At 61.7% G+C, this 24,552-nt stretch carries 26 protein-coding genes; 13 read left to right on the top strand and 13 right to left on the bottom strand.

Features of this window, described 5'->3' with window-relative positions; genetic code table 11:
* The first annotated feature begins 79 nt into the window (after nucleotides 1-79).
* Nucleotides 80-1,618: a murein biosynthesis integral membrane protein MurJ gene (gene murJ, locus Azoinq_RS11565; protein WP_216128922.1), complete on the top strand. Its 1,539-nt coding sequence runs from the start codon at nucleotides 80-82 to the stop codon at nucleotides 1,616-1,618.
* Nucleotides 1,619-1,712: 94 nt separating this feature from the next.
* Nucleotides 1,713-2,342: a YbhB/YbcL family Raf kinase inhibitor-like protein gene (locus tag Azoinq_RS11560; RefSeq protein WP_216128924.1), complete on the top strand. Its 630-nt coding sequence runs from the start codon at nucleotides 1,713-1,715 to the stop codon at nucleotides 2,340-2,342.
* On the opposite strand, the gene Azoinq_RS11555 is transcribed toward Azoinq_RS11560, so the two are convergent.
* Nucleotides 2,320-3,501, bottom strand: coding sequence for a MalY/PatB family protein (locus Azoinq_RS11555; RefSeq protein ID WP_216128926.1), 1,182 nt, complete (start codon nucleotides 3,499-3,501; stop codon nucleotides 2,320-2,322). The genes Azoinq_RS11560 and Azoinq_RS11555 overlap by 23 nt on opposite strands.
* 95 nt (nucleotides 3,502-3,596) lie before the next feature.
* Nucleotides 3,597-4,013, bottom strand: coding sequence for a cupin domain-containing protein (locus tag Azoinq_RS14950; RefSeq protein WP_232368472.1), 417 nt, complete (start codon nucleotides 4,011-4,013; stop codon nucleotides 3,597-3,599).
* A gap of 177 nt (nucleotides 4,014-4,190) precedes the next feature.
* Between Azoinq_RS14950 and Azoinq_RS14945 the strand changes: the two genes are divergently transcribed.
* Nucleotides 4,191-4,772, top strand: a complete 582-nt coding sequence (locus Azoinq_RS14945) for a hypothetical protein (RefSeq protein WP_232368471.1) — start codon at nucleotides 4,191-4,193, stop codon at nucleotides 4,770-4,772.
* 77 nt (nucleotides 4,773-4,849) lie between these two features.
* On the opposite strand, the gene Azoinq_RS11540 is transcribed toward Azoinq_RS14945, so the two are convergent.
* From Azoinq_RS11540 to Azoinq_RS11510, 7 genes are all read right to left on the bottom strand, one after another.
* Entirely contained in the window at nucleotides 4,850-6,109 is a 1,260-nt protein-coding gene (locus Azoinq_RS11540) for a 6-phosphofructokinase (protein WP_216128932.1), read from the bottom strand.
* A gap of 177 nt (nucleotides 6,110-6,286) precedes the next feature.
* Nucleotides 6,287-6,940, bottom strand: a complete 654-nt coding sequence (gene adk, locus Azoinq_RS11535) for an adenylate kinase (protein ID WP_216128934.1) — start codon at nucleotides 6,938-6,940, stop codon at nucleotides 6,287-6,289.
* Between the two features lie 203 nt (nucleotides 6,941-7,143).
* On the bottom strand, nucleotides 7,144-7,923 hold the full coding sequence (gene kdsB / locus Azoinq_RS11530) for a 3-deoxy-manno-octulosonate cytidylyltransferase (protein ID WP_216128936.1): 780 nt from the start codon (nucleotides 7,921-7,923) through the stop codon (nucleotides 7,144-7,146).
* A 6-nt stretch (nucleotides 7,924-7,929) separates the two neighbouring features.
* Nucleotides 7,930-8,106, bottom strand: coding sequence for a Trm112 family protein (locus tag Azoinq_RS11525; protein WP_216128938.1), 177 nt, complete (start codon nucleotides 8,104-8,106; stop codon nucleotides 7,930-7,932).
* On the bottom strand, nucleotides 8,057-9,112 hold the full coding sequence (gene lpxK / locus Azoinq_RS11520; protein ID WP_232368470.1) for a tetraacyldisaccharide 4'-kinase: 1,056 nt from the start codon (nucleotides 9,110-9,112) through the stop codon (nucleotides 8,057-8,059). The genes Azoinq_RS11525 and lpxK overlap by 50 nt, the downstream gene beginning before the upstream one ends.
* A 72-nt stretch (nucleotides 9,113-9,184) precedes the next feature.
* The gene (locus tag Azoinq_RS11515) at nucleotides 9,185-9,622 is read right to left on the bottom strand and encodes an ExbD/TolR family protein (RefSeq protein WP_216128942.1); all 438 of its coding nucleotides are present in this window, start codon (nucleotides 9,620-9,622) and stop codon (nucleotides 9,185-9,187) included.
* A 3-nt stretch (nucleotides 9,623-9,625) separates the two neighbouring features.
* Complete coding sequence (locus tag Azoinq_RS11510) at nucleotides 9,626-10,231, bottom strand: MotA/TolQ/ExbB proton channel family protein (protein WP_216128943.1); 606 nt, start codon at nucleotides 10,229-10,231, stop codon at nucleotides 9,626-9,628.
* A gap of 312 nt (nucleotides 10,232-10,543) precedes the next feature.
* Between Azoinq_RS11510 and xseA the strand changes: the two genes are divergently transcribed.
* On the top strand, nucleotides 10,544-11,926 hold the full coding sequence (gene xseA, locus Azoinq_RS11505) for an exodeoxyribonuclease VII large subunit (protein WP_216128945.1): 1,383 nt from the start codon (nucleotides 10,544-10,546) through the stop codon (nucleotides 11,924-11,926).
* A 39-nt stretch (nucleotides 11,927-11,965) separates the two neighbouring features.
* Entirely contained in the window at nucleotides 11,966-12,550 is a 585-nt protein-coding gene (locus tag Azoinq_RS11500) for a superoxide dismutase (protein WP_216128947.1), read from the top strand.
* A gap of 223 nt (nucleotides 12,551-12,773) precedes the next feature.
* Here the strand turns inward: Azoinq_RS11500 and Azoinq_RS11495 are convergent, their stop codons facing one another.
* Nucleotides 12,774-15,719: a P-loop NTPase fold protein gene (locus Azoinq_RS11495; protein ID WP_216128949.1), complete on the bottom strand. Its 2,946-nt coding sequence runs from the start codon at nucleotides 15,717-15,719 to the stop codon at nucleotides 12,774-12,776.
* A gap of 292 nt (nucleotides 15,720-16,011) precedes the next feature.
* Here Azoinq_RS11495 and Azoinq_RS11490 point away from each other — a divergent pair, with 292 nt between their 5' ends.
* The 8 genes from Azoinq_RS11490 (at nucleotide 16,012) to Azoinq_RS11455 (ending at nucleotide 22,388) form a co-directional block, all read left to right on the top strand.
* Nucleotides 16,012-16,578: a hypothetical protein gene (locus Azoinq_RS11490; protein WP_216128951.1), complete on the top strand. Its 567-nt coding sequence runs from the start codon at nucleotides 16,012-16,014 to the stop codon at nucleotides 16,576-16,578.
* 8 nt (nucleotides 16,579-16,586) lie between these two features.
* Nucleotides 16,587-16,832 (top strand): helix-turn-helix domain-containing protein, encoded by a 246-nt coding sequence (locus Azoinq_RS11485; protein ID WP_216128953.1) that lies wholly within the window; start codon nucleotides 16,587-16,589, stop codon nucleotides 16,830-16,832.
* A gap of 158 nt (nucleotides 16,833-16,990) precedes the next feature.
* The gene (locus tag Azoinq_RS11480; RefSeq protein WP_216128955.1) at nucleotides 16,991-17,515 is read left to right on the top strand and encodes a Spy/CpxP family protein refolding chaperone; all 525 of its coding nucleotides are present in this window, start codon (nucleotides 16,991-16,993) and stop codon (nucleotides 17,513-17,515) included.
* 81 nt (nucleotides 17,516-17,596) lie between these two features.
* Nucleotides 17,597-18,823: an alpha/beta hydrolase family protein gene (locus tag Azoinq_RS11475; RefSeq protein ID WP_216128957.1), complete on the top strand. Its 1,227-nt coding sequence runs from the start codon at nucleotides 17,597-17,599 to the stop codon at nucleotides 18,821-18,823.
* Between the two features lie 117 nt (nucleotides 18,824-18,940).
* Nucleotides 18,941-19,294 (top strand): hypothetical protein, encoded by a 354-nt coding sequence (locus Azoinq_RS11470; protein ID WP_216128959.1) that lies wholly within the window; start codon nucleotides 18,941-18,943, stop codon nucleotides 19,292-19,294.
* 73 nt (nucleotides 19,295-19,367) lie between these two features.
* Entirely contained in the window at nucleotides 19,368-19,919 is a 552-nt protein-coding gene (locus Azoinq_RS11465) for a YMGG-like glycine zipper-containing protein (protein ID WP_216128961.1), read from the top strand.
* A 166-nt stretch (nucleotides 19,920-20,085) separates the two neighbouring features.
* Nucleotides 20,086-21,108: an AAA family ATPase gene (locus Azoinq_RS11460; protein ID WP_216128963.1), complete on the top strand. Its 1,023-nt coding sequence runs from the start codon at nucleotides 20,086-20,088 to the stop codon at nucleotides 21,106-21,108.
* Between the two features lie 29 nt (nucleotides 21,109-21,137).
* Complete coding sequence (locus Azoinq_RS11455; protein WP_216128965.1) at nucleotides 21,138-22,388, top strand: DUF2252 domain-containing protein; 1,251 nt, start codon at nucleotides 21,138-21,140, stop codon at nucleotides 22,386-22,388.
* 411 nt (nucleotides 22,389-22,799) lie between these two features.
* Here the strand turns inward: Azoinq_RS11455 and Azoinq_RS11450 are convergent, their stop codons facing one another.
* From Azoinq_RS11450 to Azoinq_RS11440, 3 genes are all read right to left on the bottom strand, one after another.
* Complete coding sequence (locus tag Azoinq_RS11450; RefSeq protein ID WP_216128967.1) at nucleotides 22,800-23,423, bottom strand: SRPBCC family protein; 624 nt, start codon at nucleotides 23,421-23,423, stop codon at nucleotides 22,800-22,802.
* Between the two features lie 116 nt (nucleotides 23,424-23,539).
* The gene (locus Azoinq_RS11445; RefSeq protein WP_216128969.1) at nucleotides 23,540-24,022 is read right to left on the bottom strand and encodes a chorismate--pyruvate lyase family protein; all 483 of its coding nucleotides are present in this window, start codon (nucleotides 24,020-24,022) and stop codon (nucleotides 23,540-23,542) included.
* A 59-nt stretch (nucleotides 24,023-24,081) separates the two neighbouring features.
* Nucleotides 24,082-24,528, bottom strand: coding sequence for a DUF192 domain-containing protein (locus Azoinq_RS11440; RefSeq protein WP_216128971.1), 447 nt, complete (start codon nucleotides 24,526-24,528; stop codon nucleotides 24,082-24,084).
* Nucleotides 24,529-24,552 lie beyond the last annotated feature (24 nt).

Genomic DNA, 24,552 nt, shown 5'->3' with positions numbered 1-24,552 from the left:
TGCTCTCTCACCTACCAGCGGCTAAGATTCAGGCCTCGCTTGCGGTCGGCATCCCGGCCCCGCCTTTGAAGATTCCCCCATGAACCTGCTGCGCGCTCTCGCCACCATTAGTGGCATGACCCTCCTTTCCCGCATCCTGGGCTTTGTCCGGGACTTTGTCATTGCCCGGGCCTTTGGCGCCGGCATGGCCACGGACGCTTTTTTCGTCGCCTTCAAGCTCCCCAATCTGCTGCGCCGCATGTTTGCCGAGGGCGCCTTTTCCCAGGCTTTCGTCCCCATTCTGGGGGAATACAAAAATAAGCGGGGGGAAGCGGAAACCAAGCGCCTGGTGGATCACGTGGCCACCCTGCTCTTTCTCGCCATGACCGGGGTCACCTTTCTGGGCATTCTGGGGTCCCCTCTGCTGGTTTACATTTCCGCCCCCGGCTTTAGCGCCAATCCGGACAAATTCCAGCTCACCGTGAGCCTGACCCGGATTGCCTTTCCCTACATTCTCTTCATGTCCCTGGTGGCCCTGGCCGGGGGCATTCTCAACACCTGGAGCCGCTTCGCCCTGCCCGCCTTCACCCCGGTGATGCTCAACCTGAGCTTCATTTTTATGGCCCTGGTGGCGGCCCCCTGGTTCAATCCCCCCATCCTGGCCCTGGGCTGGGCTATTTTCCTGGGGGGCTGTCTGCAACTGGCCATCCAGCTACCGGCCCTGAAAAAGATCGGCATGTTGCCCCGCTGGGGCGTGGACTGGCGGGACCCGGGGGTGCGCCGCATTCTCAAGCTCATGGGCCCGGCCATATTGGGGGTGTCGGTGAGCCAGATCAGCCTCATCATCAACACCATCTTCGCCTCTTTCCTGGGCACCGGGTCCGTGTCCTGGCTGTATTACGCGGACCGGCTCATGGAATTTCCCTCCGGACTGCTGGGGGTGGCCCTGGGCACCATTCTCCTGCCCTCCCTATCCAAGTACCACGCCAGCGCCCAGCCGGAGGAATACTCCAAGCTCCTGGACTGGGGCCTGCGCCTCTGCTTTCTCCTCACCCTGCCCGCCGCTTTGGCCCTGGCTATCCTGGGCATTCCCCTGGTGGCCACCCTGTTCCACCACGGGGCCTTCGGTACCGCCGACGTGCTGCATACCCGGGACGCCCTAGCCGCCTACTCTATAGGCCTGATCGGCCTGATCCTGGTAAAGGTGTTGGCCCCAGGCTTTTACGCCCGGCAGAACATCCGTACCCCGGTGAAAATCGCCCTGGCTTCCCTGCTGGTCACCCAGGCCATGAATCTGGCCTTCATCTGGCCCCTGCGCCATGCCGGTCTGGCCCTGTCCATCGGCCTGGCCGCCTGCTTTAACGCCACCCTGCTCTACCGGGGCCTGCGCCGCCACGGCATTTTCCAACCCCAGCCGGGCTGGGGGCTGTTCTTTCTGCGCCAGTTCAGCGCCCTGGCGGTACTGGGGGCGGTGCTCTGGTTCGGCATGGGCAAGGAAAGCACCTGGCTCACCTATGGCACCAAGCAGTGCCTGCTCCACCTCACCCCCCTGGTCATTGGGGGCTGTCTGGCCTATTTCGCCACCCTGGCCGCATTAGGTTTTAGAATTAAAGACTTCCGGCGTCGCGCCGCCGAATAGCAAGAGAAAAGCGGGAATGGGGGGTCGCCCACCAGGGCACCGTTTCCCCGCCCCTCCGGCGCCGCCCGTTTCCACCCCCAGCACGGAGGCAGCCATGATTCTGACCAGCCCGCGTCTTACCGACGGACAACGGATTCCCCCGGAATTCGCCTTCTGCATTCCCCACCCCACCCGGCACGTGGCCCTGAGCCAGAACCGCAACCCGCCCCTGATCTGGCGAGAGGTGCCCGAGGGTACCCGTTCCCTAGCCCTGCTCTGCGTGGATCCGGATGTACCCTCCGTGGGGGACGATGTGAACCGACCCGACCGGACCGTACCCGCCGACCTGCCCCGGGCGGATTTCTACCACTGGGTGCTGGTGGATTTACCTCCCAGCCTCAACGGGGTGGAAGAAGGGGCCTTCTCCAAGCAGGTCACCCCCCGGGGCAAGACCGGCCCCGCCGCCCCCCTGGGAGCCCGCCAGGGCCTCAACGACTACACCGGCTGGTTTGCCCGGGATCAGGACATGCGGGGGGAATACTTCGGCTATGACGGCCCCTGCCCGCCCTGGAACGATGCCCGGGAGCACCGCTACCGCTTCACCGTCTATGCCCTGAACGTGGACAGCCTGCCGGTCCAGGGCGGCTTCACCGGTCCCCAGGCCCTGGCGGCCATGGAAGGCCACATCCTGGCCCAGGCCAGCCTGACGGTGACCTACACCCTCAATCCCGCCCTGCTGGGCTAAACGCCCGGGCCAGGCGCTCCAAGGCCCGGTCCAGGGTGGCCCGGGGGCAGCCGAAATTGAGGCGGAGAAAACCAGGGGCGCCGAAGTCCTTGCCATCGGAAAGCCCCAGCCCGGCGGCCTCACAGGCGGCGGCCGGGTCCGCCACACCGCTTTCCCGGGCGTCGATCCAGGCCAGATAGGTGGCCTCAGGTGCCACCATGGAGAGGCCCGGAATGGCAGCCACCGCCGCCGCCACCCGATCCCGGTTGCCCCGCAAGTAATCCAGCAAAGCCTCCCGCCAGGCTTGCCCCTCCCGGTAGGCAGCGGCGCAGGCCGCCAGGCCCAGCACATTGACGTGGGGCACGATGCCCGCCATGGCGGCGTTGAATTCCCGGCGCAGGCCCGGGTCCGGAATCACCGCAAAGGCGCAGGACAGGCCCGGAATGTTGTAGGTTTTGGAGGGCGCCATGAGGGTCACGGTACGCCGGGCCAGGTCCGGGTCCAGGGCGGCAAAGGGCTGATGCCGGGCCCCGGGCTGCAATTGCAAATCCCCGTGAATTTCGTCGGAGCAGACCCGCAGGTCATAACGGTGGCAAAGATCCCCCAGGCGCGCCAGCTCTTCCCCGGTCCAGGCCCGACCCACCGGATTGTGGGGATGGCAAAGGAGCAGGAGCCGGGGCCGCTCCGGCCCGGAGAGGGCCCGTTCCAGGGCCTCCCAATCCCACCCCCAGCGCCCTGCCTCCTGTTTCAAAGGAACGGTGACCAGGGGCCGATCGGAGAGCCGGGGAGCGGAGAGAAAGGGGGGATAGACGGGCACCGCCGTCAGGACACTTTCCCCGGGCCGGGTCAGGCCCCGGCAGGCCACGTTGAGGCCGGTGACCAGGCCGGGGAGCCAGACCAGCCAATCTTCTTCCACCTGCCAGTCATAATCCCGAGCCAGGGCTGTGAGCACGGCCGCCGTCACCGGAGGGGTAGGGCCGCCGTAGCCAAACACCCCATGGGCCACCCGCTCCCCAAGGGCCGCCATGACCGACGGCGGGGAGGAAAAATCCATGTCCGCCACCCACAGGGGCAGCACATCCCGGTCCCCGTAACGGGCCCATTTAATGCTGTCGCTGGCACGACGGTCCACGGGGGTATCAAAGTCGAAGGAAGGAATAGGGTTGGGGAGACTGGGCATGGTGTTTTAGAGCAACAGAAATTAGGGAGGGAAGGGGGAAAACGTTCCGGGCATCCCCGGGAGAAACCGGGAAGCCAAGCCAAGAAAAAGGGTGTCTAAAGGGGCGGTGCCGCCAATAAATCCGTAGCGTCCAGAGAATCCAGCAATTCCGTATCTTCATGGGCATAGGGAGGCGCACAGCAACAGAGCACCACCAGGGGCGCCGGGCCCGGGTTTTCCAGGCCGTGGGGGGTGCCGGGCAATATGGCTACCGTATCCCCTGCCGCCACGGCAAAGCGTTCCGGCCCCAGGACCATCCACCCTTCACCGGCGGTGACATGGTAAAGCTCTTCGCTTCGGCGGTGCCGGTGCAGATGGGTACGGGTGCCCGGCGGCACGGTGGCCTCCGCCAGACTCTGGGCCCGGTTGCCGTGCTGACCGGGATGGAGCAGTTCCCGAATCAGGGAGCCGTCCTTGGTCACGTAGGGGGTCACCGCCCCGTAACGGGTCTTCAGCAGGGGCAAATCAGACACCGGCCTTCCCTCCCAAAAGCCCCATCCTACCGCGCTCTCCGAATTTTCCCCAGCCTCCCGGCCATGACGGCAAGCTATTAGAATGATGTGGGGACGCCAACCTGGGGCCGTCCCCCATCCGCCGTGTCCCGGGGATAGGGGAATCAAGGAGAAATCAGGGAACTGAGGGAGAAAAAAATGCGGGACCTGAAAGAATTGGGCATGTTGCTCCTGGGGTTCATGCCCTGGCTTTTGTTTCTGTTTGTGGCAGGGCACACCCTGGCCGGGCTGGAGCGGGCCATCTGGCTGTGCTTTTTCGCTTCCCTGGTGTTCGGCTTCGACGAGCTTCGGCGGGGCTTCATTCTCCAGTGGGGCTCCCTGTTTTTCTTCGGCGCCTGTCTGGTGCTGGTGAATTGGCAACAGAATATCTGGGTCGCCACCCACATGACCCTGATCGCCAATTCCGCCCTTACCGCCATCATGTGGCTGACCCTGGCGGTAAAGCGCCCCTTCGCCCTCCAGTACGCCCGCCGGGATTTGCCCCGGGAGCGCTGGAACGACCCCAAGGTGGTTGCCAGTTGCCGCTTTATCACCCGGGTCTGGGCCGGGCTCATGAGCCTGGCGGTGGGGGTAGCCGCCGTCCATGAGGAACGGCTGGTGGATTGGCCCGAATCCGTCTTCTTTGACCTGAGCCTGGTCATTATCGTGACCGGGGTGGCCTTCACTACCCTGTACAAGCGCCACCTCCATCGAAGTCAGCCCCAGGCCAGCCCGGGCTGACGCCGAAGCGGAGCCCGCAAAAAAAGGGCCGGAATCTTCCGGCCCTTTTGGCTGGCGGGGGCGCCCGGGCCCCGGCTTTAAATCTGGAAATCCGGCAACTGCTTGGCCACCAGACGATTGTCCAGGGTCACGTAGTCGGGCAGGCCGTTTTTGTAGGGGGGATAGTCTTCTCCCTCGATCAGGGGGGAGAGATAGGCCCGGCACTTGTCCGTAATGTGGAAACCATCGGGGGTAATGAAATCCGTGGGCATTTTCCGTTCCACATTGGCCACGTTTTTCAGTTCCGCCACCCCCACTTCCCAGCGGTAGGGGGCGTCAGACAGGCGCTGCACCGTGGGCATCACCGCATTGCGCCCGGCCAGGGCCAGTTCCACCGCCGCCCGGCCCAGGGCATAGGCCTGGTCCGCGTCGGTCTTGGAGGCCAGATGGCGGGCCGCCCGTTGCAGGTAGTCGGCCAGGGCCCAGTGATACTTGTGGCCCAGCCGGTCCTTGATCAACTGGGCAATCCATTGCCCCGCCCCCCCCAGTTGGGAGTGACCGAAGGCATCCTTGCCCCCCTGCTCGGCCACAAACTGGCCTTCCCCGTTTTTCAAGCCTTCGGAGACGGCCACGGTGCAATAGCCGTAGCGTTCCACGCAGGCCTGGACCCGGGCCAGGAAGGCGACCTCGTCAAAGGCCACTTCGGGAAACAGGAGGATGTGGGGCGCCGCCCCTTCCCGCTCCGCCGCCAGGCCGCAGGCGGCGGTAATCCAGCCCGCGTGGCGGCCCATCACTTCCAGGACAAAAATTTTGGTGGAGGTCTTGGCCATGGACGCCACGTCCAGTCCCGCTTCCCGGATGGAAGTGGCCACGTACTTGGCCACGGAGCCGAAGCCCGGGCAGCAGTCCGTGAGGGGCAGATCGTTATCCACGGTCTTGGGCACTCCCACGCACACCAGGGGATGGTCCATGGTCTCCGCCAGCTGGGACACCTTCCAGGCCGTGTCCATGGAGTCGTTGCCCCCGTTGTAGAAAAAGTAGCCGATGTCGTGGGCCTTGAAGACCTGGATCAGGCGTTCGTACTGGGCCCGGTGTTCTTCCAGGGATTTCAGCTTGTAGCGGCAGGAGCCGAAGGCGGCCCCCGGGGTGGTGCGCAGCTTGGCGATCTGGGCATCGCTCTCCAGGCTGGTGTCGATGAGCTCTTCCGTCAGGGCCCCCACAATGCCGTTGCGACCCGCGTAGACCTTGCCGATCTGGTCCGGATGGGCCCGGGCCGTCTGAATCACGGCACAGGCAGAAGCGTTGATAACGGCGGTGGGACCGCCGGACTGGGCATAAAAAGCGTTTTTCACCGACATGACAGACCTCGGATTGAGAAAATATTAGGAGCCGGGGCGTCCCCGCCCACTGCGCCCCCTAAACCCCAGGGCCGTTGCGCACACCAAGCGACAACCCGGGCCAGGAGGCCGACTCCAAAGACAAAAACGCAGCCCCCAAGCCTTGGGTGGCTGCGTCTTTTCCTGGGGTGGCGGACCTTACTTCAGGGCCGCGAACGCCCGTTCCTTGATTTCTTCCACACTGCCCACCCCGGCGATTTTCCGGTATTGGGGGGCCTTGGCGTCGCCGGTGGCGGCCCATTGGCCGTAGTAAGTCACCAGGGGTTCGGTCTGGGAGTGATAGACCTCCAGACGTTTTTTCACCGTGGCTTCCTTGTCGTCGTCCCGCTGAATCAGGGCTTCACCGGTCACGTCGTCCTTCCCTTCCACCTTGGGGGGGTTGTACTTAACGTGGTAGGTGCGGCCGGAGGCCACGTGCACCCGGCGGCCGCTCATGCGGTCCACGATGTCCCCATCGGGCACATCGATTTCCAGCACGAAATCGATGGGAACCCCGGCGGCCTTCATGGCTTCCGCCTGGGGAATGGTGCGGGGGAAGCCGTCGAACAGGTAACCGGCCTTGCAGTCATCCTGTTGCAGCCGGTCTTTCACCAGACCGATGATGATGTCGTCGGACACCAGACCGCCCGCATCCATGACCTTCTTGGCTTCCAGGCCCAGGGGGGTGCCGGCCTTGACGGCGGCGCGCAGCATGTCCCCGGTGGAAATCTGGGGAATGCCGAATTTTTCCCGGATGAATTGGGCTTGGGTACCTTTGCCAGCGCCAGGGGCGCCAAGAAGAATCAGTCTCATGAGTTCCTCGAAAGAGAAGCGATCCGTAGGATCGACGGCGGTTGATGGTAAGGGCGGCCCGGCTTTGAAACCGGAACTGCGGTGCTGTTCGGCGGCAGCGGGAGCTGCTTATGGTTGTTTTAAGGGGCGAGGTCCGGCGGGGGAAAATTTTCCGCCCCCCGGGCCTTTTGCGGGAGGGAAATTACCCGCAAAACCTGGGCAGGTCAAACCGGGGAATTCCCTTCCCGGGCGAACCATTGGCGCATCCTTTCCCCGTCTTCCGGGGTGTCCACCCCGGGCATGGGCAGGGCGTCGGCCACGGTCACGCTGATCCGGTAGCCGTGCCAGAGGGCGCGCAGCTGTTCCAGTTTTTCCACCTGTTCCAGAGGCGCGGCTTCCAGCCGCCCGAAAGCCCGGAGAAACCCGGCCCGGTAGGCGTAAAGGCCTATGTGTCGGTAGGCGCCCAGGCCGGGGGGCAGGGTCTGCCGTCCGGCCGCCTGGGCGAAAGCTTCCCGGTCCCAGGGAATGGGGGCCCGGGAAAAGTACAGGGCATCCCCGTCCTTGCGGCAAACCAGCTTCACCACATTGGGATTGAAGAATTCGGCGGCGTCCTGGAGAGGATGGCCCACGGTGGCGATATCGGCGCCGCTGGCCTGCAACTGGTCGGCGGCTTGACGGATCAGCACCGGGTCGATGAGGGGTTCGTCCCCCTGCACATTGACCACCATGGTCCGGTCATCCCAGCCCCGCTGGGCCACCACTTCGGCCAGCCGGTCGGTGCCGGTGGGGTGGTCGGCCCGGGTCATCACCCCCTGGAAGCCGTGGTGTTCTACGGCGGCCAGCACCTCCGGGTGATCCGTGGCCACCCAGACCTCTTCGGCCCCGGAAGCCCGGGCCCGTTCCGCTACCCGCACCACCATGGGCTTGCCCCCCAAATCCAGCAGGGGTTTGGCCGGCAGCCGGGAAGAGGCGTAGCGAGCGGGAATGACGACCTTAAAGCCCATGGCGGCCTATTCCTCGTCCGGCCCCAGGGTCCGGGCTTCTTCTTCCAGCATCACCGGAATGTCGTCCCGCACCGGGAAAGCCAGCTTGCAGGGCTTGCAGACCAGCTCCTGCTTATCCTTCCGATAGTCCAGGCTACCCTTGCAGAGGGGGCACACCAGGATGTCCAGCAGTTTCGCGTCCATGCAAACTCTCCAGAATAAAAGCGCTAATGTCCGGGGTGACCCGGGCGTCCACCGGCAGCACCCAGGCCTCGCCCAGGTGGAGCCGGGCGCATTTTACCCCATCCTTTTCCGTGAGCAGGGCCACCTCCCCGGGGTGCAGGAAGGAAAAATCCTCCACCCGGTAGGCGTGGTGGTCCGGAAAGGGATGGGGCACCACCTCCAGACCCAGGTCCCCCAGGGTGCGGAAAAAGCGCCCCGGGTCGCCAATGCCAGCCACCCCGTGGAGCACCTTACCCGCCAGGTCTTCTGCCCGGCATCGGCGCTCCGGTTCGGCCAGGGCAAGGAATTCCCCCGCCTCCAGACTCATCTGGAAGGCAGGCAAATGGCTGGTACTGCGCAAGGCCAGGGAATCGGGTAATTCGTTATAAACCAGGGCGTGGGCCCGGGCCAGGCGGGACAGGGGTTCCCGCAGGGGACCGGCGGGCAGCAGGCGACCATTACCCGCCCCCCGGGCGTCGAAGACCACAATTTCCACATCCCGGGCCAGCCGGTAGTGTTGCAGGCCGTCGTCGCAGAGCAGCACATCCACCTCCGGATGGGCGGCCAGCAAGGCCCGGCCCGTGGCCACCCGGTCCCGACCCACCCACACGGGCACACCGGTGCGCCGGGCCAGGAGCAGGGGTTCATCCCCCACCACATCCGCCGTGGCCTCGGGAGAAACGGCCTGGGGCCGCAGCACTTCCGCCCCGTAGCCCCGGCTGACAATGGCCGGATGGCGCCCGGCGGCGGCCAGATCCTGGGCCAGACGGGCCACCAGGGGGGTTTTACCCGCGCCCCCCACGGTCAGATTGCCCACCACCACCACGGGCACGGGCAGACGCTCGGTGCGGAGCCAGCCCCAGCGATAGGCCAGACGCCGGCTTTGCACTAGCAAGGTAAAGACCCAGGAGACGGGCAACAGGGCCAGGCCGGTAAGGCCGTCAAGGAAGCGGGAAAAGGGAGGGAGAGGGGCTTCCCGGCGCGGCATAAGCCGGCCGGGGAACCAGATGCGAAGCAGACGCCGCACCGAGGGCGAAGGGGGCATGGGGAAAAGGCGGAGTTACTGGGCGCCGCCCTGACCGCCGGAAGGGGTCTGGGTAGCAAAGGAGATATGGGGATAACCCGCCGTCTGGGCCGCCTGCATCACATCCACCACGCTCTGGTGGGTGGTTTTGGCGTCCGCATCGATGACGATAAGGGGATCTTTCTGGGTTCCCGCCGCCCGATGCAGGGCTTCCGCAATCCCGGCCACTTCGCTGTTGGCCAGGGGTTCCTTATTCACCAGCACCTGCCCCGCCGCCGTAATGGCCACATTGACCTCATTGGGCTGGTCCGGAGACTGGGTGCTGTCCGCCGTGGGCAGATTGATTTCCAGACCGGAGAACTTGGCGTAGGTAGTAGTGAGCATGAGGAAAATAATGATCACCAAAAGTACGTCGATCATGGGGATCAGGTTGATTTCCGGCTCTTCCCGGGGCTGACCGCGACGAAAGTTCATGGCTTAGGCCCGATCTCCGTGAACGATTTCCACCAGCCGCACCGCCTGCTGCTCCATGTCGATGACGAAGCCATCCACCAGGGCGCGGAAATGGCGCCAGAAAATCATGGAGGGAATGGCCACCACCAGGCCGAAGCCCGTGTTGTAGAGGGCGATGGAAATCCCGTGGGCCAACTGCATGGGGTTGGCACCGCTGGGGGACTGGGCGCCGAACAGTTCGATCATGCCCACCACCGTGCCGAACAGACCCATCAGGGGGCTGATGGAGGCGATGGTGCCCAGGGTAGTGAGGTAGCGTTCCAGGTCGTGGGTAACGCCCCGGCCGGATTCCTCAATGGCTTCCTTCATCACTTCCCGGCTGGAGCGGGCGTTGCGCAGACCGGCGGCAAACACCCGGCCCAGGGGAGAATTCTGTTCCAGGGCGGCAATGCTCTGGTCGGTCAGGGTGCCTTGACGGAGTTCCCCCACCACCCGGGCCAGGAGGCCATCGGGCACCACCCGGGTACGGCGCAGGGCCACCAGGCGTTCAATAATCAGGGCTACAGCGATGATAGATGCCAACAACAGGGGCCAGATGGGCCAGCCAGCGGCCTGGATAATGGAAAACACGCGAATCTCCGAAAGAGCGTTAAGCGTGGAACTTTAGCCTGCCCCCTCGGGTCCGGCAAGTCCCCGGTAGAACCGGCCTGTAGCCGAGTTCCCGACGCTTATCCACAAAATCTGTGGATAAGTCTGTGGATTGCTTGTCATCAGATTGTCTAACTCCCGGGGCCGCAAGGCTTTTTCTTACTCTGCCGCGAAATAGGGCAACCCAACAAATTCATTAATAATCATACGGTTATATGCAAACTCAGGGCCTGGACAGGAGCTTTGCCCGGCAAAGTCCCGGGGGGCCTGACGGAGTCGGGTAAAATCACCGTCATGCAAGCCCAACTGGATTTTTCCGCCCCCGCCGCCCCGGCCACCGTTATTCCCGTCTCCGCCCTCAACCGGCAGGTCAAACGCCGCCTGGAAGAGGCCTTTCCCCTCTGCTGGGTCTCCGGAGAAATTTCCAATCTCACCGTGGCCGCCTCGGGCCACGCCTATTTTTCCCTCAAGGACGACCAGGCCCAGGCCCGCTGCGTCATGTTCCGGGGCCGGGCCCAGTTGCTGGGCTTTCGTCTGGAAAACGGCATGCATGTGGAAGCCCGGGTACTGGTGGGCCTCTACGAGCCCCGGGGGGAATACCAGCTCAATGTGGAAACCCTGCGCCGGGCGGGCCAGGGCAATCTGTACGAACAGTTCCTGCGCCTCAAGGCCAAGCTGGAGCAGGAAGGCCTTTTCGCCACCGAGCGCAAACGGCCCCTGCCCCCCTTCCCCCGCTGCCTGGGCATCGTCACCAGCCCCCAGGCCGCCGCCCTGCGGGACATTCTCACCACCTTGGCGCGGCGGGCGCCCCACGTGGCCATCCGCCTCTATCCCACCCAGGTCCAGGGGGACGCAGCCCCGGCCCTTATCGCCGCTGCCATCACCGCCGCCGCCCAGCGCCGGGAATGCGATGTGCTGCTGGTGTGCCGGGGCGGGGGCAGCATGGAAGACCTCTGGGCCTTTAACGATGAAGCCGTGGCCCGGGCCATTGCCGCCTGCCCCATGCCCGTGGTGAGCGGGGTGGGCCACGAAACGGATTTCACCATCGCCGACTTTGCCGCCGACCTGCGGGCCCCCACCCCCACTGCCGCCGCCGAACTGGCCAGCCCGGACCGGGATGCCCTGCTGGACCGGCTAGACGAACTGGCCGCCCTCCTCAGCCGCCGCTGCTGGCAGGCCTTGGAATACCGGCAACAACAACTGGACTGGCTGGGCAAGCGCCTCAAACACCCGGCGGAACGGCTCGCCCAACAGGCCCAGGCCCTCAACGCCCTGGGGCTGCGGCTGGCCGCCGCCCAAGCGAGACGGGTGGGAGAAAGCCGGGAACGGCTCACCCGCCTGAGCCATCGCCTGGCCCTGGCCCGGCCTCGGCCGGAAAATTTTAGGGAACGCTTGACCGGACTTGCGGTCCGAATGCACAGCGCCCAGCAACAAGGGGTGGCACAACGCCGCGCCCACCTGGACAGGCTGGCCGCCGGGCTGGCCCATCTCAACCCGGAAGGGGTGCTTTCCCGGGGCTACGCCATCGCCTTTGACGACGACGGCAAGGCCGTACGGGACGGCGGCACCCTCCAACCGGGTCAATCCCTGGTATTACGCCTGCATCGGGGCGATGCCCGGGTGGAGGTGCGCCAGGCCCGGGGCGCACCGGTTGTCACCCCCGGGGATCGTGACTAGAATTTTCCCTTACCCACAACAAACCCACGGAGAATCATAATGGCTTTTGAATTGCCTGCTCTGCCCTACGCCCAGGATGCCCTGGCCCCCCATATTTCCAAGGAAACCATCGAGTTCCACTACGGCAAGCACCACCAAAGCTACGTCACCAACCTGAACAACCTGGTCAAGGGCACGGAATACGAAGCCCTGGATCTGGAAGCCATCATCAAAAAGGCCCCCGCCGGTGGCATCTTCAACAACGCCGCCCAGGTCTGGAACCACACCTTCTTCTGGAGCAGCCTCAAGCCCAACGGCGGCGGCGCCCCCACCGGTGCCCTGGCTGACGCCATCAACAAAAAGTGGGGCTCCTTCGACGACTTCAAAAAAGCCTTCACCACCTCCGCCACGGGCAACTTCGGCTCCGGCTGGACCTGGCTGGTGAAAAAGGCCGACGGCTCCCTGGACATCGTGAACACCAGCAACGCCGCCACCCCCCTGACCGGCAGCGACAAGCCCCTGATCACCATCGACGTATGGGAACACGCCTACTACATCGACTACCGCAACGCCCGGCCGAAATTCGTGGAAACCTACCTGACCTCCCTGGTCAATTGGGATTTCGCCGCCAAGAACTTCGCTTAAGGCACCGCTCGCATCAACAATTGGCAGTTCGCTTAACTAACTGAGCCAATTAACTTGATATTAAAAAGGGGAGCGAAAGCTCCCTTTTTTAACCAAAAAAACTTAACCAAATAGCATTATTTTACTCAAAACAATAGACACAGCATCCCCAGCCACACCGGCTTAATTATTACAAACAACTATAGCAGCGCTATCAACCAACGCAATCAAATCGCTAGAAATTTTAACTTTCCTTTAGCAGCCCATCCAGAGCCCGAAACACCTTCTCCAAATATTTCCCATAAGGGGCACTATAATTGGAAGTGACCACCACCCGATCATTGCAATCCAAAATACGTTGACGAATTAGCTCCCCATATTGCCCCCAATACTCCCCTAGTTTTTTAACATCGAGAGCTCTAGCGAGGTCTGCTGTAGATGCAAATACCTTATCATCTTCATTTTCAGCAAACGGCTCAATACTTAAATTCGACAAACAATAATCCAGAAAATAAAAAATATTTTTTTCCTGGACCGTCGGATTAAAGCAAAAATCAAAGATGTATTTATTCATTAATTGAGCTATTCCGTGCTCATCCTTTTCTCCACATTCATCGTAATATCCACACCCCACCCCCGAGCCTTGCGGGAAAAGAGAGTTACTCAATTGATAAACCACGAACACCTTAATTCTCGAACGGGTAGCTTCTATATATTTCTTAAGCTCGGAGTCAACCGAAACATTTCCTTCATTTTTTCCTAAAAATTGCCCATCAAGGGCTTCATCCACTTCTTCAAAAAAATTCCGCCCCCCATTAATATAACGATCCTTAAACAAGCAGAATATTTTTTGCGATATTTTTCTCATTTCTAATATTGCAAGCTCACGAACAGGACCTTCCGTCTTCGCATCTTCGTTCTGATTAACAATAAGAGCTCTTGCTATATTAAAAAGCGACCCCTGCCGATCCCATGAACATATAAGTCTAAAAATTAATAAGTCATTCCATCCCAAAATACCGCGATCATCATCTATTAGGTATTGAATAATACCTTTCCCTGCGTACTCCCCTTCTCCAAAAATACGCCAGGCAATCTCCATTACATTCCGCGATCTATTATCAACTCGCTGGCGAGAATTCCTGCCCCAGCCAGCGGTATCTAAAAGATTATAAAGAAAAAATACTGACAATTCCCGGAGACTATGAAAGCTTACGCGGGCTTCCTTTTCTGCCACTGGATAGCGAGGCAAATAGTCAACAAGGGTATTAATAGCATCTTCAGCAACCTCTCTTGTAAAGTATCGGGATTTATCTAATAGAATTTGCCAAAACTTCTCGTGAATGTTAAAACATTTTTCAGCTTTAAAATCCCTGGATTCCAGAATAGACTTTACTAAAGCCCCCCCCCTAACCTTTTCAACCGCATTAGAATAAAACACAAAAGTCTCCAGCGGGTCTGGTTTAACGCAACGTACAATAAATTCTAAGTACGCTTCCAAATTTCTATGGTCCCCCGAATTAAAGCATGCACGGGATGACAACTCCGCCTCATCTATTCTATCTGACTGATTTGTTTTTGGAACCGACTGATCAAACAATTGCCGCAACAAAAAAATTGCAGCTGGCATTTTTTTACTTTCCAAATCTTTCAGGAATGAATCATATTCTTCCGAGTTCTTTCTCTCTGTTTTATTAGGCAAACATTCCAGTGCTAATGAAAAAACCCCATCTCGACCCCCTGTTTCTTCAATATAAATGCGCCTAAATACCCCAGGGTAATTTAGATGCAGAAGAATCAAATTTATAAGGTCTGTTTTATTAAAATCTACCTCACCAAAATCCACCTGATCAATCTGCATTAGCAGCATAGCGTTTACAAAGCGTTTTATTTTGCGGAAATCACCTACAATCGGCATGTATTCTGCGGCCTTATCCCCGTCAAGAAGCTTAGCCAGTTCATTAAGAACGCCTGCGAGCCTCACTGGCATTTTAGATTGAATTGAGTCCAACCAATTTTCCTTCTCCGAGCAACTATCGTTTAGAAAATTGACAAGATCAGCACTATTAATAAATAAGCTCAACTTTGCAGTTATAAATTTCTCAAGAAACTCGCGAGTCCCAGCTCCTTCATTATTGCTTTTATTGAGTTTTTCCGTATCATAGCAAAGAATATAAATCACCTGGGAAAGTTGAAAAGTTCGTTTAGTTGCGAACAACACATTATTTATAGCGTTTCCATCCAAACGATCAAGATCATCAATAACTACGATTAAGCGGCGCCCCAGCCTCTTAAGAACCGAATCCACATCCCCAAGCAAGCCATCTAGTTTATTTTCAGATGGCTCCAACAGAAGCTTAAAGCCAAAAAAAGAGAAACTCACCTTCCCTTTTAACGATCGGGAATAGCGTGAAATTGTAGTCCGGAATTCTGGAGCAAATACCTCAGCCTCAATTGCAGAGGTAAAATCTTGAATCATACGTATCGCCAGATCAGGATCAGAAGCATATTGAAGCGGCTCAAATCTACATACGATCACCTCTTCTGGTCTATTTTTCCAATAACATTCCGCAAGATTTATAAAACTTGTCTTCCCTACACCCCATGGACCATCCACCCCGAAAACTAGCCCCGTTTGTGCCTTACTGGACAGAACTGCCGCTGCAAAAGTTTCCGCCTGACTATCTATACTAAGGAAATCCTCATCTTTATCCCTGATTTCATTATCACTAAGAAAATTTAACTGGGAAGGTGAATTTTTCCTTTTTGAAATAAGTGCCTGAGATAATGGTAAAAATATAATCGAACAAAGAGAAACAAAAATAGCTGGCGTCCAGCTCCGACCTAAACGTTCAAAATTAATATGTATTTCATATAGCAACGGTGCGGCTAGTTGGCTAACCCAAAATCCGATTCCGATCATAAACAATAAATCAACTCGAACACCGCGCCCCATTTTGGCTATGGCGCGAAGAACTCCCCGTTTCACGGCATAGGTCAGACAAAGCGCGGCCACTACTAGAATTCCACAGGCAATCGCCCAACTAGGCGACCCCAACAATTCAGGCGCATAGCTCGTCCCCAGGATAAAGCCAATCCGCCCCACCTCGGCAATTAGGAAGCCAATAACAAGATACTTAGCAAAAATCGTAAGTTCCGGCATTTTCATCATTGGTTTTTCGGTCATCATTGAGTCTTTTCCATACTTAAACTCCCCTCACAAGCATATTTATTATTCATTAGACATGAGTACTTTACAGCTAAGTACTGCTTAAGGGATATACGTTAGCAGATCCTTTTTCTCCAACTTTGTAGCAGTTTTTACCAAAGATAGTTCACATATTCTTCCCCGTATCGGTTTGCTCACTAACTAGCTCTTATTGAATATTTTTACAGAAATAAATTATTTTTAAACAGAAATTTATTGTTGCAGAACGCCAATATCCAGCGATATGATCGGCCATCTTCTCAAGGAGCCCACCATGTCCCTTACCCCCGCTTCGCCCCAACCCACCTCGCTGCAACGCATCCGCAAGACCAGCCGGGTGCTGGGGTATTTTTGTTTGGTGCTGACCTGGGGTCTGCCCCTGGCGGCGGTGTTGGTCTGGCTGCTGGGGGATCAGGCCAATCTGGCCAGCCGGGTGGGGAACGGTATTGCCATTACTCTGGAACAGCCCCTGGCCACCTGGCAGCGGCTGGGGGGCGCCGGGGTGGCGCTGGTGCAGTTTGGCTGCCTGTCCGTGGGGCTGTGGCATGTGCGGCGCTGTCTGCTGGACTTTGCCCAGGGGGTGTTTTTCCATATCCGGGTGGTGGTCCATCTGCGCCGTTTTGCGGCCTGGGTCTGCGCTTCCAGCTTGGTTAGCCTGCTCAGCCAGCCCCTGTTGTCCGTCTTGCTCACCCTCAACAATGGGGTGGGCCACCGCCAGTTGAGCGTGGGGGTGAGCGGCCATGAGCTGTTTGCCCTGTTTGTGGCAGGCACCCTCTGGCTGATCGCCTCCGTCATGACCCACGCCAGCGCCCTGGCGGACGAAAACGCCCAATTTATCTGAAGCCCGCCATGCCCATTGTTGTCCGTCTGGATGTAATGCTGGCCCTGCGCAAGGTCAAATCGAAGGCCCTGGCCGAATACGTGGGGATTACGGAAGCCAATCTGTCCCTGTTCAAGTCTGGCAAGGTGAAGGGGGTGCGCTTTGAAACCCTGGAAAAAATCTGCGCCTATCTGAACTGCCAGCCGGGGGATTTGTTGCAATATGTTCCAGAACCGGAGGCGCCCCCAGCCCCGCTGCCTGCCGAAAATCCCTAGGTTTTATGGGGGTTTCCCACCCCTTTTAATCTTTACACGCTGTTACACCGTCATAACCCAAATTTGCCGAAGGGGGGCCTAAAGTTTGGCCCATGGATAGGGCGCCGGGCTTTCCGGATAACCCTATCCCCGGACAAATCATCCAAGAGGAGTTGACCATGAACAGCAAAACCCTGGTGGCGGCCCTGACCGCCGGTATTCTCTCCTGCACCGCCGGCCTGAGCCTGGCCGCCGAACAGGCCCCCGCCCCGGCCATGGGCCCCATGGGCCACCACATGAACTTCAACCCGGAAGAGCATCTGCAACGGACTCTCAAGGACCTGCAAGGCAAGCTGGCCTTGAGCGCCAGCCAGCAAGGCGCCTGGCAGACCTACAGCCAGGCCCAGCTGAGCCGGGTGCAGCAGATGGAAGAACGGTTCAAGGCCCATCGCGATGAGGCCAAAGAGCCGGCCAAGCTGACCACCCCGGAACGGATGGATCAGGCCGCCGCCCGCATGAAGGAAGGGGCGGAACACATGGCCCAGGAAGCCAAGGACACCAAGGCTTTCTATAGCGCCCTGACGGCCCAGCAAAAGGTCATCTTCGACCTCTTCTGGCAATCCCATCACCCCCATTGCTTTGGCCCGGGCCATGAACACGGCTTTGGTCACCCCTTTGGCCCCATGTCCGGGCCCCGGGACTAAGCCCCCCGTCTCTCTCGCTTCCGGCCGCCCTTGGGGCGGCCTTTTTTTGTCGTTCTCAGCCCCCCTCAGTCGCCCTCCGCCATGACTAAAGCCAATACCCCCCTCGCCGCCCCCATGCTGGCCCTGTTGCTCCTGGTGGGCGCCTGTTCTGGCACCACGCCCCCCAAACCCGATGAATCCCAGGTCCGGCTATTTACCGGCAAAGGCTATCTCACCGACGACCAGTACAGCATCACCACCCACCCCCTCTCCTGGAAAGTGGGGGACCAGTTTATGGACCTTCTGCTGTCCCTCCCCAGCCGCCCGGGGAAATACCCCCTGGTGCTTTACGTACCCGGGCTGGGAGAAAACCGGGAGGCAGGGGAGGCCTGGCGCACCGCCTGGGCTCGGGCAGGCTATGGGGTAATCACCCTCCAGCCCCTGGATAAGGATGGCCGGGCCTGGTCCTCCCCCCAAGCCCTGGCGGGGGACTTCACCCATCTGGCCCGGGAACGCTATGCCGGGCCCGCCATGGGCCAGCGCCTGGAGCGCCTGGCCTTGTTGTTGGCGGAATTAAAACTACGCCAGCAGCAAGGGGACCCCCTGCTGGCCTCCCTGGATACGGATCAGGTAGCCCTGGCGGGCTATGACCTGGGGGCCTATACGGCCATGGCCGCCGCGGGAGAAAAGCTCAAGGCCATGCCGGACCCCACCCACCCCCTGCCCATTCGGGCCGCCATCGCCCTCAGTCCTTTTGCCAGTTTTAACGGCCTGGCCTTTACCGCCCGCTACCCCAATATCCGGGTGCCCGTTCTCAGCGTGACGGGGGATCAGGATGGGGATGCCCTGGGGCTGTTGGATTCACCGTCCCTGCGCCAAGCCCCTTTTCATTACATGCCCAAGGGGGACAAATACCTGCTGGTGCTGCAAGACATGCCCCATCCCCTTTATTCCGGTGGCCCCCTGGGCCGGGGGCCGGAAACCCAGGGTCGGGGTTCCAAGGCCGGGGACACCGGGAGCGCCGGCATGGGGGAAGGGCCAGAGGGAGGCATGGGCCGGGGCCCGGGAGGCGGCATGGAAGGGGGCCGCAGCGGCGGCAGGGGAGGTATGGGAAAACATGGGGGTCAGCAGGCAGGGGCCGGGCGAGACGCTTCCGACCAGGACGGCCATCAGAACCTCACCCGTCAGGCCCTGGCCGTCGCCGCCATCCAGGGCGTCAGCACCGCCTTTCTGGACGCTTATCTGAAGCAAGACGACACGGCCCGGGAATGGCTGGCCCGGGACAGTAACCGGTGGTTGAAACAACAAGGCCGACTGGAGCGCAAATAGGCCGCCCCGGACGGAAACAAAGCCTTACAAAAAGCCCCTGCCCAGACACACCTGGCAAACATCTCAATGGTTCAATGGTGCCATGAACCTGGGGCCCAGTCCCTGGAAGGAATTCCCATGAAAACGCTCAAATCCCTGCTGCTCTTTCTTCTCCTCGGACTGGGGGCCGCCAGTGGCGCCTGGGCCGACCACTGGCACCACCACGGCCATGTGGGCATTTTCATCGATCCCTGGGGGCCGCCCCTGATGTACCCCTACCATCCCTATCCGGTCTATCCCTATTACCCCCCCGCCGTGGTGGTGACCCCGGCGCCCCAGCCCCCGGTTTATGTGGAACAGCAACCGGCCCCGGCGGTGCAGGAGGATCAGGGCAACTGGTGGTACTACTGCCCGGAAGCCCGGGCCTACTACCCCTACGTGAAGCAGTGCACCAAGGGCTGGCAGCGGGTGGCGCCCCAGCCGCCCCAATAGGCAGCGCCCCATTCCCCGGGCGGTGGTCTAGGTCGCCGCCCCTTTTCCCGACCCATTTTCGTCGAGCCCCATCATGACTAACGCCCCCCATTTCCCCGCCCGCAGCCTGCCGGCCCTGGGCCTGGCCGCCGCCCTCCTGGCCGCCTGCACCACCGTTCCCACCGGCCCCAGCGTCATGGTGCTGCCGGGCACGGGCAAAACCTTTGAGCAGTTCCGGGTGGATAACCAGGATTGCCGCAACTACGCCCAGGAACAGATTGGCGGCACCGACGCGGGCCAATCCGCCGCCTCCGCAGAGCTGAAGAGCGCCGCCCTGGGCACCGCCGTGGGCGCCGTGGCCGGTGCGGCCATGGGCGGCCACCAGGGCGCGGGCAGCGGCGCCGGGGCAGGCCTGCTGATGGGCACCATGGTGGGCATGGGCACCGCCGACAGTTCCGCCCGGGGCACCCAACGCCAGTACGATGGGGCCTACACCCAATGCATGTACGCCAAAGGCCACCGGGTGCCGGTTTCGGGCAATCTGAGTAGCCAGCCCCAGGGCGCGCCCCGGGCTTCGTCCATGACGCCGCCGCCTCCGCCGCCACCGGACGGCCGTTACGCCCCTCCCGATTACGCTCCCCGCTAAACCGGCCTGCGGCCCCGGGCTCCAACCCTGGCGGCGCTCCAGCCCCTGCATTAAGATGCCCAGGCCCCAGGCTTTTGCCGGGGCCTGATTTTTTTCCCGGCCGGATCTCGGCGCCCTTGCCCGATCCAGTCCTTGCCGCCCCCGCCCAAGCTCCCAGGAGATTGTCGTGCTGCCAGCCCAAGCCACCCCCAGCGCCATCGTCCGTTATCTGGACCAATACGTGATTGGCCAGGAGGAGGCGAAGAAAATTCTCGCCGTGGCCATCTACGCCCATTACAAAAAGCTGGCGGCGGTCCCGGCGGGGGGCGCCCTGACGGACAAGAGCAATGTGCTCATCATCGGCCCCTCGGGCACGGGCAAGACCCTGCTCTGCGAAACCCTGGCCCGCTGGCTGGAGGTGCCCTTCGTCACCACGGACGCCACCTCCCTGGCCCAGAACAAGTATGTGGGGGAGGAAATCGAGGCCATTCTGGAACGGCTGGTGGATAAGGCCGGGGGCGACCTGGAAAAGGCCCAGCGGGGCATTGTGTTCATCGACGAAATCGACAAGCTCAAGGCGGACGGCCAGCAGCGGGCGGTTTCCGGGGAAAGCGTGCAGCACGCCCTCCTAAAGATCATGGAAGGCTACCCGGTGCGCCTGGGCCAGGACCGGTACATCGACACCTCCGCCATTCTCTTCATCTGCGGCGGGGCCTTCGTCGGCCTGGAGCAGATCCAGGCCCGGAGCAAGAGCTTCGGCTACATCGCCACCACGGGAGAGGACAACCAGACCATCCTGGACCGGCTCAATAATCGGGTGAAGCCGGTGGATTTGTTTGAATACGGCCTCATCCCCGAATTCACCGGCCGCCTGCCCATCATCGCCCGGCTACGGGAGCTGACCAAGCCCCTGCTCATCCGGGTCATGGTGGAGCCGAAAAATTCCCTCTACCGCCAGTTCCGCAAAATGCTCCAGGACGAAGGGGTGGAACTGCGCATCGCACCGGAAGTTTTCGACCAGATCGCCGACCTGGCCATTGAATACAGCACCGGCGCCCGCAGCCTGCGGGGCATTTTCGAGGAACTGCTGACTCCGGTGCTCTACGCGGTCCCCGACCACCCGGAGGTACGTCAGGTGACCTTCCGTTCCCTCTTTGAAAATCCGGTCTACGGCACCGACCCGGCGGGGGCCCCCCGCCCCGCCCCCTGACCCGGCCGGGCCCTTTGCGGAGAAAGCCCATGCCCACCCCTGCCACATCCAGCGTTGCCCAAGCCGTCGCCACCCACAACCGGGGACGGGACCCGGAGCGGCTGGCCATGAAGTACGCCAAAATGGCCCAGAGCCCCTTCATTTTTCTGCGGGGCGCCTGCCACCTGTTCTACGCCGCCCTGCCCAAGGCGGGCCCCTTCCGAGAAGCCCCCACGGCCTGGGCCTGTGGCGACCTGCATTTTGAAAATTTCGGCAGCTACAAGGGAGACAACCGGCAAGTCTATTTCGACATCAACGACTACGACGAAGCCGCCCTGGCCCCCTGCACCTGGGATCTGGTGCGCCTGCTCACCAGTCTGGCCTGCGGCGCCGACGAACTACACACGGACGAAAAGCAGAGCCGGACCCTGATCCAGGCCTGTGTGGCCGCCTACCGCCAGGCCCTGGCCCAGGGCAAGCCCCTGTGGATGGAGCGGGAAACGGCGGAAGGCCTGGTGCGGGAACTGCTGGACGGTCTGGAACAGCGCAGCCGGGCCGAATTCCTCGATAAGCGCACGGAACGCCACGGCCATCAGCGCCACCTGCGCATAGACGGGGAAAAAGCCCTGGCCGCCAGCCCGGAACAGCGGACTCTGGTCACCGATTTCCTCGCCACCTTGAGCGCCCCCGCCAGCCACCCGGACTTTTACAAGGTTCTGGACGTGGCCCGGCGCATTGCGGGCACCGGCAGCCTGGGGGTGGAACGGTATGTGGTGCTGGTGGAAGGCAAGGGCTCCCCGGACGGCAATTACCTGCTGGATTTAAAGGAAGCCCTGCCCTCCTGCCTGGTGCCCTATCTGGCCCCCCTGGGCCTGACCCAGCCGGCCTGGGCCCGGGAAGGGGAACGGGTGGTGGCAGTGCAAAAACGCATGCAGGCGGTGGACCACGCCTTTCTCCAGGCCGTGGAACTGGGGGGTAAATCCTTTCTCCTGAAAGGCCTCCAACCCCGGGAAGACCGGGTGGACATGGCCGCCTGGGGCCACAAACTGGCCCGCCTGGAAGAAGTGGCCGCCACCCTGGGCCGCCTCCTGGCCTGGGACCAGCTCCGGGCCTCGGGCCACCAGAACGCCGCCACGGCGGATGCCCTCATGGCCTTCGCTCGGCAGGACGACTGGGCCGACACCCTGGCCCACAGCGCCCGGGACATGACCCGGATCACCCGGGAGCAATGGCAGGAATTCCGGGACGCCTGGCAGGCCGGGCAACTGAAGCCGGACGGGGCGGCGGGCGGTCAGGACTGAAGCCTGGGGAGAGGCAAAGCGACGGGGTAAAGATAGGGGCCGAGGGATAAAGGGGCACCAGTCCACGGCGATACCGGAGGTTGGAGCGCCGCCCTCCTCGGCACTGGCGTGGGCGCTGGGCACAAGGTGCTTGCGGGGCCCGTGGGGCACCAATGCGTGGGTCGTCGCTTCGGGCTTCGGGCTTCGGGCTTCGGGCTTCGGGCTTCGGGCTTCGGGCTTCGGGCTTCGGGCTTCGGGCTTCGGGCTTCGGGCTTCGGGCTTCGGGCTTCGGGCTTCGGGCTTCGGGCTTCGGGCTTCGGGCTTCGGGCTTCGGGCTTCGGGCGGGCAGTTTAAGGGGGGCGCCAGGAAGGGCAAGCCCAAATTCCCAACTTTTTCAGGAACCGCTCCAGAACCGCCTGAAGCCCCGCCGCCCTATTCAGCCGCCTGGGCCTGGCGGCGCAGCATTTCCCGCACCAGGGCGGAAAACTGGCCGGCGATCTGCTGGCGCATGGCGGCGGGGCCCACCAGGGGCGGCAGCCAGGTGTCCGGCACTACCACCGCATGGTAATGGAAGCGGGTTTCCCGCCCGTCCCCGCTCAACTGCATGTCGCTGTCCAGGCGCTTGGCCGTGCCGGAAATGGCGTGGGCCTGGATGCGCCCGGGCTGGAGCAGGATTTCCCGTACGGATTCGTAATCCTGGCTGAAGGGGCCGTAGCGGGCCACCCCATGCTGTTCCACCTGCCAGCGGTTGCCGTTGCGGGATTGGATGTGGCTTTGTTCCAGATTGGGCACAAAGCGGCTCATGTGGTCGAAATCCGTGAGCACCGCATAGGCCAGGGCCGGGGAGACGGCAGCGCGGAATTCCGCCTCCACGGCAAACCCTTCCTCCAGGACCTTGACCGTCACCGCCTCACTTCCCACAGGCGCCCCTTCCGTCACGGAGGGCGCTGGGGGCGGCACGGGGGTAGAAGGAGCAGCAGACGCCTCCCGGCCTGGCACGGAGGACAGGCTCAAGACCAGAAAGGCCAGGGGGAAAAGGAAAAGCCGCGGACACATGGGTGTTTTTTTACCCCGGCGGGGCTGACCGCTACCTGACCTCCCCCGAGGGCGGGCGGACAGGGCTATGCCCCGCCTGCCCCCCCTGTTTCGGGGGAAGCGGTGGCATCCGCCCCTCAGGCGGGCAGTTCGGGGAGAAACACTTCCGTGACCAGCACCCCGGTACCACCCTTCCGATGCAGGGCCCGGCGGGCGTAGCAGTGGGATTGGGGGGACTGGCCCGTAGCCTGGGCCAGGGCCTGCCCCAGGGGATGACGGAAAGACAGGGCGCGGAAGCTCAAGGGGCCGTGGCTCACCCGGGCATCCACAAACAGCAGGCTGGTACCCAGGGAGCGCCCCCCCAGGCCCTGGAAGCTGCGGCACAGGGGGGAGGGACGGTGACTCACCAGCACAGAATGGGCGAATACGGCGGGGTGCCCGTCGCAGCACAGCAGCACTTCCCGCACCTGGGCCCGTTGTCCCGGGCGCAGGCCCAGGAGCCGCCGTTCATCCCCATGGGGCAGAGCCCAGCCCTGGGCCAGTACCCGGACTTGGAAATGATGGCAGCGGGCTTTCAGGCGCAGGGTCAGGGAACCCCGCTCCTCCAGCCAGGAACGCAAGTCCGGGGGTGTCCCCGGTGGTGGCAGGGCCAGCCAGCCCGCCCGATTACGGTGCCCCCTCATCGGGGCGCCGGTACCCGGTTCAGGCCCCCCAGGGGCAGACCGGCTTTCAGGCCCCGGGCGGTAAACCAGCCCTGGTTCATTTCCAGGGCGTAGCGGGCATTTTCATCGGCACAGTGGTTGTTTTCCGTCTGGGGCTGCATGTCCCGGATGTTGATAATGCGGCCCTGCTCATCCAGAAAAGCCACGGACAGGGGCAGCAGGGTATTTTTCATCCACATACAGTGGCGAGCCGCCACGGGGAAAACGAACAACATGCCCTGATTGGCGCCCAGGCGGCTGCGGCCCATGAGGCCCTGCATCCGATCCTCCTGGGTGTAGGCCACTTCCGCCTCGATGCGGTAAAAGCCCGCGTTCAGGTCGGCGTGGGCCATTTCCGCCTTGGCATGGGCAGCCAGGGCCACCAGGGGCAGCAAGGACAACCAGAGAAGGGGTTTCTTGGACATGGTCCCTCCAGTGCGTTAAAGAAC

Source organism: Azospira inquinata, assembly GCF_018905915.1.
Taxonomy (GTDB): Bacteria; Pseudomonadota; Gammaproteobacteria; order Burkholderiales; family Rhodocyclaceae; genus Azospira; species Azospira inquinata.
The sequence above is the reverse complement of the archived record's forward strand: the minus strand, read 5'-3'. Positions and strand labels throughout refer to the sequence as shown.

Coding starts and splice junctions, on each gene's coding strand:
- Azoinq_RS11465 (WP_216128961.1), top strand. CDS start 19,368: ATGACTAACGCCCCCCATTTCCCCGCCCGCAGCCTGCCGGCCCTGGGC.
- Azoinq_RS11485 (WP_216128953.1), top strand. CDS start 16,587: ATGCCCATTGTTGTCCGTCTGGATGTAATGCTGGCCCTGCGCAAGGTC.
- Azoinq_RS11495 (WP_216128949.1), bottom strand. CDS start 15,719: ATGATGACCGAAAAACCAATGATGAAAATGCCGGAACTTACGATTTTT.
- Azoinq_RS14945 (WP_232368471.1), top strand. CDS start 4,191: ATGCGGGACCTGAAAGAATTGGGCATGTTGCTCCTGGGGTTCATGCCC.
- Azoinq_RS11490 (WP_216128951.1), top strand. CDS start 16,012: ATGTCCCTTACCCCCGCTTCGCCCCAACCCACCTCGCTGCAACGCATC.
- lpxK (WP_232368470.1), bottom strand. CDS start 9,112: ATGCCGCGCCGGGAAGCCCCTCTCCCTCCCTTTTCCCGCTTCCTTGAC.
- xseA (WP_216128945.1), top strand. CDS start 10,544: ATGCAAGCCCAACTGGATTTTTCCGCCCCCGCCGCCCCGGCCACCGTT.
- murJ (WP_216128922.1), top strand. CDS start 80: ATGAACCTGCTGCGCGCTCTCGCCACCATTAGTGGCATGACCCTCCTT.
- Azoinq_RS11525 (WP_216128938.1), bottom strand. CDS start 8,106: ATGGACGCGAAACTGCTGGACATCCTGGTGTGCCCCCTCTGCAAGGGT.
- Azoinq_RS11470 (WP_216128959.1), top strand. CDS start 18,941: ATGAAAACGCTCAAATCCCTGCTGCTCTTTCTTCTCCTCGGACTGGGG.
- Azoinq_RS11475 (WP_216128957.1), top strand. CDS start 17,597: ATGACTAAAGCCAATACCCCCCTCGCCGCCCCCATGCTGGCCCTGTTG.
- Azoinq_RS11540 (WP_216128932.1), bottom strand. CDS start 6,109: ATGTCGGTGAAAAACGCTTTTTATGCCCAGTCCGGCGGTCCCACCGCC.
- Azoinq_RS11440 (WP_216128971.1), bottom strand. CDS start 24,528: ATGTCCAAGAAACCCCTTCTCTGGTTGTCCTTGCTGCCCCTGGTGGCC.
- Azoinq_RS11560 (WP_216128924.1), top strand. CDS start 1,713: ATGATTCTGACCAGCCCGCGTCTTACCGACGGACAACGGATTCCCCCG.
- Azoinq_RS11515 (WP_216128942.1), bottom strand. CDS start 9,622: ATGAACTTTCGTCGCGGTCAGCCCCGGGAAGAGCCGGAAATCAACCTG.
- Azoinq_RS11500 (WP_216128947.1), top strand. CDS start 11,966: ATGGCTTTTGAATTGCCTGCTCTGCCCTACGCCCAGGATGCCCTGGCC.
- adk (WP_216128934.1), bottom strand. CDS start 6,940: ATGAGACTGATTCTTCTTGGCGCCCCTGGCGCTGGCAAAGGTACCCAA.
- kdsB (WP_216128936.1), bottom strand. CDS start 7,923: ATGGGCTTTAAGGTCGTCATTCCCGCTCGCTACGCCTCTTCCCGGCTG.
- Azoinq_RS11450 (WP_216128967.1), bottom strand. CDS start 23,423: ATGTGTCCGCGGCTTTTCCTTTTCCCCCTGGCCTTTCTGGTCTTGAGC.
- Azoinq_RS11480 (WP_216128955.1), top strand. CDS start 16,991: ATGAACAGCAAAACCCTGGTGGCGGCCCTGACCGCCGGTATTCTCTCC.
- Azoinq_RS11455 (WP_216128965.1), top strand. CDS start 21,138: ATGCCCACCCCTGCCACATCCAGCGTTGCCCAAGCCGTCGCCACCCAC.
- Azoinq_RS11555 (WP_216128926.1), bottom strand. CDS start 3,501: ATGCCCAGTCTCCCCAACCCTATTCCTTCCTTCGACTTTGATACCCCC.